Source organism: Bartonella sp. AD328YNZD, from assembly GCF_042196425.1.
The window spans coordinates 1-569 of sequence record NZ_JBHIQG010000838.1; the positions used below are offsets into that span (position 1 = coordinate 1).

Annotated in this window: 1 protein-coding gene; it reads left to right on the plus strand. The window is 34.8% G+C overall.

What is annotated here, in order from left to right; genetic code table 11:
• The coding region (locus ACFIO3_RS15330) for a shikimate dehydrogenase (protein WP_375704808.1) at nt 1-569 on the plus strand (569 nt) is incomplete at both ends.

Consider the following 569-nt stretch of genomic DNA (forward strand, 5'->3'; position numbering starts at 1 on the left):
GAAGAATTTAGTCATTTTATTGTTTCTTTACAAAAAATGGGCTTTTGTGGAGGAAATGTTACTTTGCCTCATAAACAGGAAGCCTTTCGTTTAGCAGATTATAAAGACGAGAGAGCAACAATGATAGGTGCTGCTAATACACTTTGGTATGAAGGAGATAAACTTTGTGCCACAAATAGTGATGCCTATGGTTTTAGTGCTAATCTTGATGATTTTGCATCTGATTGGGGAGGGGAAACAGCTCTTGTTTTTGGGGCTGGGGGCGCTGCACGCGCTATCCTATATGCTTTAAAAAAACGCGGATTTGAACAAATTTATTTAATTAACCGTACAAAACAACGCGCTGATAATTTAGCTCAGCATTTTGGAAAGATCATTAAAGTTTACGATTGGCATAAAATCCATGAAATACTTCATCAAGCTGATTTAATTGTTAATACAACCTCTATTGGCATAAAAAATCCGGAAGAAAAAAGTGATTCTTTTTTTTGCGATTTTCATAAAGCAAAAACAACGGCATTAGTAACAGATATTGTTTATACACCATTGATAACTCCTTTTTTACAACA